Below are 11,560 nucleotides of genomic sequence, written 5' to 3'. Positions count from 1 at the left end.
CCTTGGCGCGAATATAATAAGTCTTTTTGGTACTGCAACCAGAAAATATGGGGTACAATGACCCGTGATTCCCCATAACCAGGGAAGATAACAACAATAAATCAACTCGTACCTCTTTAGCCTAAAAGCAAAGGATGTACGAATAACCAAATCAGGTAATCATGTGTCTATATTAGAATCAGACACCACGGAACAAGCTAAGCATATTGTTCTCTTTTCGGCTAACAGCAGCCTACAAACAGGGCTACTGGCCAAGCTGATTGGTGAGGAATTGGCTCTTGACTGCAGCGTTCACCGAGAACTGGAAACGGTTCCCAGTACAACTAACGTGCTGCTTATCGATTGCAACGGACAAGATATTGAAACCCTGAGCGATTACGTACGCAAGATTCAAGACTCCTTTGGAAACGTTAACGCGGCTTTATTAAATGCTGAGTACGAGAGTACGCAAGAAACTCTCTTGGATTGGCCTTGTGTTTCCGGCCTTTTCTACGTCGATTCAGAACAAGAACAACTTATCCGCGGCTTAAAGAGTCTTCTCGAAGGTGACTTCTGGGTACCAAGACGGCTATTGCATACATTCCTGGATAAAAACAGGAAGGCCCCCTCGAACATCAAGCGCCCTAATGTCAAATTGACCAAGCGTGAAAAGCAAATTCTTAAACTCATTAAAGACGGCGCCACCAATGCGGATATTTCCGAAGCTCTTTCGGTGAGCGAACACACTGTAAAAAGCCACTTATATAATGTCTACAAGAAAATCGGTGTACGTAACCGCCTAGAAGCGAGCAACTGGGTTCGCGATATGGACGACCTGGAAAACTAATCGCCCCACAAAAAGCGACATATAAAACCCGGTTCGGATTTCCAACCGGGTTTTTTCTTACCTATTGCTTTAAGCAAGTAAATATTCATCTCTTAAACGCGTATAATTTCGCGTTCGCTTTCCTTTAGGACTCAAATTCAGTGGATACTATCGTCGTACGTGGTGCGCGCACCCATAACCTGAAAAACATCGATATCGATCTGCCTCGCAATAAGTTGATTGTGATTACAGGCCTTTCCGGTTCTGGCAAATCATCCCTCGCATTCGATACACTTTACGCCGAAGGTCAGCGCCGCTATGTGGAATCTCTTTCCACCTATGCTCGCCAGTTCCTGTCGATGATGGAAAAGCCCGATGTCGATCACATTGAAGGCCTAAGCCCCGCCATATCAATCGAGCAAAAATCCACTTCTCACAACCCTCGCTCTACGGTAGGGACAATCACGGAAATCTACGATTACCTGCGCCTGCTTTTCGCTCGGGTCGGAGAGCCACGCTGCCCCGAACACGACGAACCCCTAGCCGCACAAACCGTTTCCGAGATGGTGGATCAAGTTTTAACGCTACCTGAAGGCAGCAAGACAATGCTCCTGGCTCCCATTATTCGGGATCGCAAGGGTGAGCATTTACATATCTTTGAAAGCCTGCGCCGCGATGGTTTCATTCGCGCGCGCATTGACGGGCTGGTGGTCGACCTAGACGATACACCTGATCTGGACAAACGGAAAAAGCACACGATTGAAGTTGTTGTTGACCGTTTTAAAATTCGCGACGATATACAAATTCGTGTAGCTGAATCGTTCGAAACCGCGATTAACCTTTCCGACGGCATCGCCATTGTGGCCGATATGGACGGCAAAAAAGCGGATATGGTTTTTTCGGCCAAGCACTCCTGCCCTGTTTGCGACTACTCCCTTGCTGAATTGGAACCCCGCCTGTTCTCCTTCAACAACCCGGCTGGAGCCTGTTCAGGTTGCGACGGTTTGGGCGTGAAACAATTTTTTTCCGAAGACAAATTGGTTCAATACCCGGAATCCTCACTTTCTGAAGGCGCCATTCGCGGTTGGGATAAGCGTAACCTGTACTATTTCCATATGTTGACGTCCCTCGCCGCCCACTTTGGTTTCGATGTAGACAAACCCTGGAAGCGGTTGGCTAAAAAATACCGGGAGATCATTTTGTACGGCTCAAAAGGCGAACAAATCGATTTCAGCTACGTGAACGATCGTGGCGACACCTACAATCGCAACCATGCTTTTGAAGGAGTGATCCCCAACTTAGATCGACGCTACCGCGATACCGACTCAAACTCTGTGCGTGATGAATTGTCTAAGTATTTGTCCATTATGAAGTGCCCAGACTGTGGAGGCACTCGTCTTAATAAAGATGCACGCCATGTCTTTATCGACAATAAAACCCTACCAGACATCACCGAGTTCCCCGTTGGAGAAGCCTACGACTATTTTCAGCAACTAGAGTTTACTGGTGCGCGCCATGAAATTGCCGACAAAATACTAAAAGAACTGCGCGACCGCTTTCGCTTTTTAGTGGATGTAGGATTGAACTATCTTTCCCTAAACCGCAGCGCAGAAACGCTTTCCGGTGGAGAAGCACAACGTATTCGCCTTGCCAGCCAGATTGGAGCAGGACTGGTGGGAGTAATGTATATACTCGATGAACCATCGATCGGTTTACATCAGCGCGACAATGACCGGCTATTGCGCACGCTCACTCATCTAAGAGATTTAGGTAATACCGTTATTGTGGTAGAGCATGATGAAGACGCTATTCGCACCGCCGATTATATTGTGGATATCGGACCGGGAGCGGGCGTTCACGGCGGAGAAGTAGTTGCCTCAGGTACATACAAACAATTTATCAAATCTAAAACATCCACTACGGCAGACTATTTATCTGGCCGTAAAAAAATTGAAATTCCCACAGTTCGACATAAAGCCGAACCGGAAAAACAATTGTTACTGACGGGTGCCTGTGGCAACAATCTGAAGAATGTTAATCTTCAAATTCCAATTGGATTAATGACGTGCATAACAGGGGTTTCCGGTTCGGGAAAATCTACGCTGATAAACGCAACCCTTTACCCTTTAGCAGCCACCGCCTTAAATGGTGCCACAACACTGACGGCAGCAAAATACGAAGCGGTTGAAGGTCTGGATCTATTGGATAAATGTGTCGATATTGACCAAAGCCCCATCGGTAGAACGCCACGCTCAAACCCTGCGACCTACACGGGAATTTTCACACCCATTCGCGATATATTTTCCGGCACCCAGGAAGCTCGCTCCAGAGGATACAAACCGGGTCGTTTTAGCTTTAATGTAAAGGGCGGACGTTGCGAAGCTTGCCAAGGTGACGGTGTTGTTAAAGTGGAAATGCACTTTTTACCCGATGTATACGTTCCTTGCGACGTGTGTAAAGGCAAACGATACAATCGCGAAACACTGGAAATCAAATACAAGGGCAAAAGCATCCATGAATGCTTAGAGATGACCGTTGAAGATGCCCGCGAGTTTTTCGATGCGATACCCTCTATCGCAAAAAAACTTCAAACCCTTATAGATGTGGGGCTTTCCTATATTCGCTTAGGGCAGGCGGCAACAACCCTGTCCGGAGGAGAAGCGCAACGCGTAAAACTCAGCCGAGAGCTATCCAAACGTGATACAGGGAAAACACTCTATATTCTTGATGAACCCACGACGGGTCTACATTTTCACGATATTCAACAACTGCTAAACGTATTGCACCGCTTGCGCGACCACGGGAATACAATTGTCGTTATCGAACACAATCTGGATGTCATTAAAACCGCAGACTGGATTGTGGATTTAGGGCCAGAAGGTGGTAGCGGCGGCGGGCAGATAGTCGCGGAAGGAACTCCGGAAAAAGTCGCCCGTAGCAAGAAATCTCACACGGGATTTTTTTTAAAGACCATGCTAGGAAACCCCTGATCAAAATCCGGACTCGCCCTTTCGGGTCTCCAGGCATTTTCCATCACCGCTTATACGCATTTCTGCAAAAGATGCCTTAATATTGGAAAAGCCAGGAGACCAGAACATATTTGGAGTTTATCTAGTCAACAAAAAACCGCTTTATAACCAAGCAACTAATAAAGTGCTGAAATATACGTTTCTGCACTTTTCTGCCAGGTAAAACGCACCTCACTTGCCGCCTGCGAAATTTTCTTCCACTGATCAGGCTCTTGTTCGAATAAATTACGTAACCGTACAAACTCTTCTACCATGGCTTGCGCCTGCTGCCCTGCTGAATCACCAGAAAAACAGAACCCAGTTTGATTGTGGGTAACGGTATCCTTTAACCCGCCCACCATATTAACAAGGCAGGGTTGACCAGCGCGCATGGCCAGCATTTGGCTAATGCCACAGGGTTCAAAAGAACTGGGCATTAAAAACAAGTCACCGTAACGATAGAGATTTAGAGATAACTCATGTGAGTAGCCATTCAGAAAAACAAAGTTAGTGTACTTCCCACTGACACGCAATAGAAAATCTTCGTAATTTTTATCTCCACTACCCAGCAATATAAATTGGTCTTTGTCATCCAGCTTATCCAACATTGTTTCCAGTGCTGTTTTTCCATTGCTAACAAAAGTGGATAGCAATTTCGCTTTCTGCTCTGTAATACGCCCAACAGATGTTACAACAAATCCTCTAGATTTTTTCTGCGACCAGTGATGCAAACGCTTATCTGCCACGAAATGTGCGCCACCTAATTCCGCTTTGTGACTAGCCCAGGCAATCAAATCTTCCTGCGCTGTGGCGATCACTTTTTTCTTGGCCGGTGAGGCATAACGCGCGTTCTTGGGGTACTCACATCCGTTGATAATACCAATCAAGCTCCCCTGCAGATAACGCCGATAAAGATCATTTTCCAAACCTTCCCCACCATAAATACCATTCAATGTATTACTGGGTTGCAGAATTTCCTCGGCATAGGCTGGGGAAACGGTATGAACTTTATCTGCAAGATTGATGGCGGCACGCATGGGATTTACACAATGCGGATTTGCAAGATCGCAAATGGCCTGGCCGTCGTAATGCATATCCGGGTACCAGTTTTCAAATGCTGAATCATCACCTTTAAAAGGTCGAACCCCCTGCATTGCCAGATTATGAATGGTGTAGACGGTATTAATACTCTGCAAACGTGAAAAGGCAGGTGAAAACCTAATTAAAATCAATAAAAAAGCCGTATGCCAATCATGACAATGCAAAATATTTGGCCACGGCAAATGACCTTCAATCAACGCTCTGGCTACTGAGGCGCAAAAGAAAGAAAATTTAGTCGCATCGGTTGCAAAAGGATGTTCGGCGTCGTTGCAATAAACCGCTTCACCCTGTGGAGCAAACGCCGGATGGTGCAAAATATAATTTACTGCACCACCGTTAGTTCGCTGCTGTCGAAACAGGTTCACACGGTGAATGCTTCCAGAAAAGGCAACCTCAATCTCTGCTATATTATCTTGCTCAGGTAAGCGAGCCAGAAAACCATATGACGGCACAACAACATCGACGGTTAGATCGAGCGCTACCAGTGCCGGGGGTAAATCGCGAATAACATCTGCTACTCCACCGACTTTTACACCAGGAAGGGAATCATTCTCGGCTGCTACCATTAAAATACGTTTGCGATCACTCATTCTATTATTTTTCTAACAGTTAAATTAACCTGGGCCTAAAATTTGCTGTCCGAGCATTTCACGAGTTACCAGAACAACGCCATTTTTACTGACACGAAAACCCCGGGCAGTATCATGTTCATGATCGTGACCGATCACCATGCCTTCAGGAATAACACAGGCAGTGTCAATAATAGCTTTCTTAATTTTTGCGTTGCGATGTATTTCAACTTCAGGCAGAACCACAGACTCTTCAATATTCGTAAACGAGTGAACATGTACATCGGAAAACAGTAGCGATCTATCCACTTTTCCCCCAGAGATAACGCACCCCCCAGACACCATAGAATCAACGGCATGACCTCGTCGATCATCATCGTTAAACACAAATTTAGCAGGAGGCAAATGCGTTTGATAGGTCCAGATAGGCCAATCGTGGTTATATAAATTAAGTGCAGGCGAAGGTGATACTAGCTCCATATTGGCCTGCCAGAAAGCGTCGAGTGTACCCACATCTCGCCAGTAGGAAGCAACATTCGTTTCGTGATCGCGAAAGCGAAAAGCTCGAACATTACTGGTATTAATAATTTTGGGGATAATATTGTTGCCGAAATCGTGATCGGATTCAGGGTCTTCCGCATCCTGTCGCAACTGTTCAAACAAAAACTCGGTATTAAAAATATAATTGCCCATAGATGCCAATGTCATCCCCGGCTCGTCCTCCAGCTCTGTTGGATGTTTAGGCTTTTCATCGAAGCGTATAATTTTATTGTCTTTGTTTACGGTCATCACACCAAAGGCACCGGCGGCCTCTTCGATAGGCACTTCAATACAGGAAACCGTAAGATCTGCACCCTTTTCAACGTGATATGCCAGCATGGAACCATAGTCCATTTGGTACACGTGGTCACCCGAGAGCACCATCACATACTTCGGAGCCTCGGCCATAATGATATCCAGGTTTTGATAAATTGCATCGGCAGTTCCCTGATACCAGTTGGGGGAGTAGCGCTGTGAAGCGGGAAGGATTTCAACATATTCTCCCAACTCCTTTTTAAAGTGGCTCCAGCCACGTACTAGGTGACGAATCAACGAGTGAGCCTTATATTGGGTAAGCACACCAATTTTTCGAATGCCTGAATTGACGCAATTCGATAAGGGGAAATCGATAATTCGAAATTTCCCCCCGAAATGCAGTGCCGGCTTAGCTCGCCAATCTGTTAGTTCATGTAAACGACTGCCCCGGCCACCAGCCAAAACAAGTGCCATAGTATCGCGTGTTAATCGACTCACGTAGCGAGAGTTCGGATCTAGCATTAGCGTCCTCCTGTTATACAGATTCAAAATGCGGTAGCTCTAAGAGGCTACCATCATTAAAAGAGACTCACTACCGGCAGCCTTTCATTCTTATAGTTTCCAAATATCCCTGGCGTAATCCTGAATCGTACGGTCGCTTGAAAAATAACCACTTGCGGACGTATTTAAAATGCTGGATTTCAACCAGCGATCTTGATCCTTATACACTTCAGCAGCAAGTTTTTGAGAATCCACATAACTGCGGAAGTCTGCAGCTACCATCCAAGGATCCATTGGATTGCGAATAGATTGAATGATGGGCTCAAAAATCCCTGGCTCAAACATACTGAAATGACCGCATTCAATCAAGCGCATAACGCGTTTTAAATCTTCATCTTGTTCGATAATTTCATTTGGATTGTTATGCAGACGATATTCTGCTACATCCTCAACTCGCAAACCAAACAGAAAGAAATGTTCACTTCCCACTGCATCCAATATTTCAATATTCGCACCATCATAAGTCCCTATCGTTAGAGCACCGTTCATCATAAATTTCATATTACCGGTACCGGAGGCTTCCTTCCCTGCCGTAGATATTTGCTCGGACAAGTCTGTTCCGGGACAAATAATCTCCATAGATTTAACGCGGTAATTAGGTAAAAAAGCCAATTTAACGTAAGGGCTGACACTGCTATCAGAATTCACTACCTGCGCAACATTGTTAGCCAACTTTATGATCAGTTTCGCCAGCGCGTAGCCAGGAGCAGCCTTGCCCCCAAGCAGTACCGAACGCGGCACAATACCTTCGCCATCACCACGCGTTATTCGATCATACAAATGAATAACATGTAAAATATTAAGCAATTGGCGCTTATATTCGTGAATACGTTTAACCTGAACATCAAAGATACTGTCCAAACTAAATCCGACATTACACTTATCACTTACGCGATTAAGTAATCGCTCTTTATTTTGTCGCTTAACCTCCTGCCAACGTTTACGAAACTCAGCATCATTAGCAAGGGGGCGAATATTTTCCAATTCTGAAAGATTGGTTTTCCAGCCCGGGCCAATGGATTCAGTAAATAGATCACCCAGCCCGCGGTTGCAGTGGGCTAACCAACGTCTAGGGGTAACACCGTTGGTTTTATTGTTAAATTTTTCTGGCCACAATTCATAGAAATCTTTAAATAAGCCGGTCGTTAATAAGTGTGAATGCAACGCAGCAACACCATTAACAGAAAAACTTCCGACAATGGCCATATAGGCCATGCGCACCTGCGGCTCGCCGCCCTCTTCTATGATCGACATTCGCTGCTGGCGGGATACATCACCGGGCCAGCGATGAGCCACCACGGCCAAAAAGCGCGCATTGATTTCGTAAATAATATCCAATAGGCGTGGCAACAACTCCCTAAGTAACTTTACTGACCAACGCTCCAACGCCTCCGGCAGTAATGTGTGGTTGGTATAGGCCATGGTGTTTGTTGTGATTTTCCAGGACTCATCCCATGTCAATCCATGGTCATCCATCAACAGGCGCATCAGTTCGGCAACAGCAAGAGTTGGATGAGTATCGTTTAACTGGAAGCAGTTGTATTTAGCAAAATCTTCGAAATTTTCGCCATTCTCCAGAACCCAGTCTGCAATAACATCCTGCAAACTTGCTGACGCGAGAAAGTACTGCTGACGCAAACGTAATTCTTTTCCATTTTCGCTGGAGTCATTCGGATAGAGCACCATTGTAATTTGCTCTGCAAGATTTTTTTGGGCAACGGCGTCGGCGTAATCACCCTCGTTAAATTCCTGCAAATTAAATTCGTCTGTTGCTGTTGCCTTCCACAGCCTCAGAGTGTTGACCTTATCGTTTTTATAACCAGGGATTGGCATATCATAGGGCACTGCGAGTACATCCTGCGTATTCGACCAACGCACACACATCTTACCTGCATCGTTATGATAGTAATCTGAGTAGCCATAAAACTTTACTCGGCGCGTATGCCCTGTGCGTTCGATTTCCCAGGGATTTCCCGCAATCAACCAGTGATCGGGTTGCTCTACCTGACGCCCCTCATGAAAGCTTTGCTGAAACATGCCGTATTCGTAGCGAATACCGTAGCCAATGACCGGTAGTGCTAGTGTTGCGCAGCTATCCATAAAACAGGCTGCTAATCGCCCTAATCCACCATTGCCTAGGCCAGCATCTTTTTCCTCCATTTCAATATCTTCCAGAACCGCGCTAAATTCGCTCAACGCCTGGCGAATGGAATCCTGCATATTAAGGTTCAAGATGGCGTTGCCCAAGCTCCGGCCAAGAAGAAACTCCAGAGACAAGTAGTAAACCTTGCGTAAGCGCTCTCCGCCCTGCTCGTGCGCTTTTGTAATACGCCAGCGTTCCATAAGACGATCTCGAACGGTGAGGGCAAGAGCAGTCATCATATAACCGCTAATATCATCTGTATCGAAACGACCTAATGTAAAATTGAAATGACGATGTAAATCTGCAGCAACCTGTTCATGGTCATTGCTGAGAACAGGTGCCAACAATTTTTTGTCCATAACACTTTCCTTCGTCAATACATATTAATTTTTAAATACAGCCACCAACAACTGCATGCTGTGAGCGTGCAAATTTACGGTTGCGCCTTTTGCCTGCATGCGCAACTTGGGGAGTCCATCTGGCTCCCATGTATCTATAACACTTTCCCAATAACGGGCTTCTACACCGTAAGCATCTGGGGTACCAATAGGAATGCGAAACTCCACATCTGTTGGCCCGGAGTTAAATAATACTAGCAACCTAGCCTTCCCCGCATTTACTGCAGGATTTTCAACAGGGTATTGTTCCAATATCCAACCTAAGGTGTTCACATGCTGTTCTGTCCAATGAGATTCGCGCATCTCTTCACCAAAGGCATTAACCCAACGCACAACACATTTAATATCGGAGTCCGGCTCATCGGGCCGGTGAATGTAGCGCTGAGAGGTCAACAGTGGATATTTTTGTCGAACAGAAATGACGTAACGAACAAACTTATGTAGGTTTTGACGATCTTTGTCCTGCTTTTGCCAATCCAACCAATTGATACCGTTGTCCTGGCAATAAGCGTTATTGTTGCCCTTCTGTGTTCGGTTCAATTCATCCCCAGCTAACAGCATGGGCGTTCCCTGAGATAGAAATAAAGTCGCTAAAAAATTTCTTTGCTGACGCTGACGAACATCAAGAATTTTTCTATCGCTGACTTCACCTTCCACACCGTAATTTTCACTGAAGTTAGCATGGTGGCCATCGCGATTCTGCTCTTTGTTTAGTTCATTGTGTTTGTCTCTATACGAAACCAGATCGCGTAAAGTAAAACCATCGTGGCTGGTAATAAAATTGATACTCGACGCCGGTGCGCGTCCGGAGTGTTCAAATAAATCACTGGAGCCGTGGATACGCCGTGCAAATTCAGGCAACACCCCCGGATCCCCCTTCCAGAAACGCCTACAGGTATCTCGGTAGCGATCATTCCACTCGCACCAGCCACTGGGGTACTGCCCCAACTGGTAGCCTCCGGGGCCTATGTCCCAGGGCTCAGCAATGAGCTTTACTTCTGCCAATATCGGATCCTGCCTCACCGCGTCAAAAAAACCACTGCCTGCATCAAAACCATAAGATTCCCGCCCGAGCACTGTTGCCAAGTCAAACCGGAAGCCATCGACACCCATTTCAGCCGCCCAGTAGCGCAGGCTGTCCATCACCATTTGCAGCACCCGGGGATGTCGGATATTAAGGGTATTTCCACAGCCCGTATCATTAGCATAAAAACCCTGATCATGGTTTTGCAGAGAGTAATAAGAGGCGTTGTCGATACCGCGAAATGAAAGTGTGGGGCCAAGATGATTTCCCTCGGCGGTGTGGTTATAAACCACATCCAAAATCACTTCCAAGCCCGCTTCATGAATTGCACTGACCATGCGTTTAAACTCTCGGGGATGGCCGCTGCTTGAGTAGTCCGCATGGGGACTAAAGAAATGGAGAGTGTTGTAACCCCAGTAATTACTTAAGTCATGATTTTCTAAAAAAGCTTCGTTGACAAAACCATGCACCGGCAACAGCTCTATCGATGTGACACCGAGATCTTTGATGTAGGCTAGTAAATCTGGATTGGCTAAACCGGCAAAACTCCCCCTATCGTGGGCGGGAACCGCTAGATTGAGCTGGGTAAATCCTTTCACATGGGTTTCGTAAATAACGGTTCGGTTTCGTGGAATATTGGGTTTGTTACTGTGCGGATGGGGCAAATCGTCCAACTGCATTTCGGCATCGGAAACAACAACACACTTGGGCATGTCGGCTGCGCTATCGCGGTTATCGACGGCCATATCCTGTTGGGGACTATTAACGTCATAGCCGTACATACTTGAGCCCCAATGGAAGACGCCGTCTATGTGTTTCGCATAGGGATCCAATACCAATTTATTGGAATTGAACCGATGCCCCTGCTTGGGCTCGTAGGGGCCAGACACACGATAACCATAGAGTGTGCCAGAACCGACGCCCTCGACAAACACATGCCACACCTGATCGGTATAACCACGCATATCAATACGTGCGATTTCCACTCGCCCCAAGTCATCAAATAAGCAGAGCTGCACACCTCTAGCGTGAGCAGAAAACAGGGCAAAATTCACGCCATTCTCTTCACAGTTCGCGCCTAGAGGATAGGCCTTACCTTCTTTTACTGAAAATTGACGGGAGGGTATAAACTCATTCATTCAAATTGCACCACTCG

At 46.2% G+C, this 11,560-nt stretch carries 6 protein-coding genes; 2 read left to right on the top strand and 4 right to left on the bottom strand.

What is annotated here, in order from left to right:
• Positions 1-163: 163 nt before the first annotated feature.
• Entirely contained in the window at positions 164-826 is a 663-nt protein-coding gene (locus tag H5715_RS01155; RefSeq protein ID WP_075185971.1) for a LuxR C-terminal-related transcriptional regulator, read from the top strand.
• A 140-nt stretch (positions 827-966) separates the two neighbouring features.
• Positions 967-3,795 carry an excinuclease ABC subunit UvrA gene (gene uvrA, locus H5715_RS01150; protein ID WP_075185972.1) on the top strand — a complete coding sequence of 943 codons (2,829 nt, stop codon included), beginning with the start codon at positions 967-969 and terminating at the stop codon, positions 3,793-3,795.
• Positions 3,796-3,950: 155 nt separating this feature from the next.
• Here the strand turns inward: uvrA and H5715_RS01145 are convergent, their stop codons facing one another.
• The 4 genes from H5715_RS01145 to glgX all read right to left on the bottom strand — a co-directional run bounded on the left by H5715_RS01145 (position 3,951) and on the right by glgX (position 11,543).
• Positions 3,951-5,504 carry a glycogen synthase gene (locus H5715_RS01145; protein WP_246434645.1) on the bottom strand — a complete coding sequence of 518 codons (1,554 nt, stop codon included), beginning with the start codon at positions 5,502-5,504 and terminating at the stop codon, positions 3,951-3,953.
• Between the two features lie 24 nt (positions 5,505-5,528).
• Complete coding sequence (gene glgC / locus H5715_RS01140; RefSeq protein ID WP_075185973.1) at positions 5,529-6,800, bottom strand: glucose-1-phosphate adenylyltransferase; 1,272 nt, start codon at positions 6,798-6,800, stop codon at positions 5,529-5,531.
• A gap of 90 nt (positions 6,801-6,890) precedes the next feature.
• Positions 6,891-9,341 (bottom strand): glycogen/starch/alpha-glucan phosphorylase, encoded by a 2,451-nt coding sequence (locus tag H5715_RS01135; protein WP_075185974.1) that lies wholly within the window; start codon positions 9,339-9,341, stop codon positions 6,891-6,893.
• Between the two features lie 24 nt (positions 9,342-9,365).
• Positions 9,366-11,543: a glycogen debranching protein GlgX gene (gene glgX / locus H5715_RS01130; RefSeq protein ID WP_075185975.1), complete on the bottom strand. Its 2,178-nt coding sequence runs from the start codon at positions 11,541-11,543 to the stop codon at positions 9,366-9,368.
• Between the last annotated feature and the right edge of the window lie 17 nt (positions 11,544-11,560).

It is taken from the genome of Teredinibacter haidensis (assembly GCF_014211975.1).
Lineage (GTDB): Bacteria > Pseudomonadota > Gammaproteobacteria > Pseudomonadales > Cellvibrionaceae > Teredinibacter > Teredinibacter haidensis.
The sequence above is the reverse complement of the archived record's forward strand: the minus strand, read 5'-3'. Positions and strand labels throughout refer to the sequence as shown.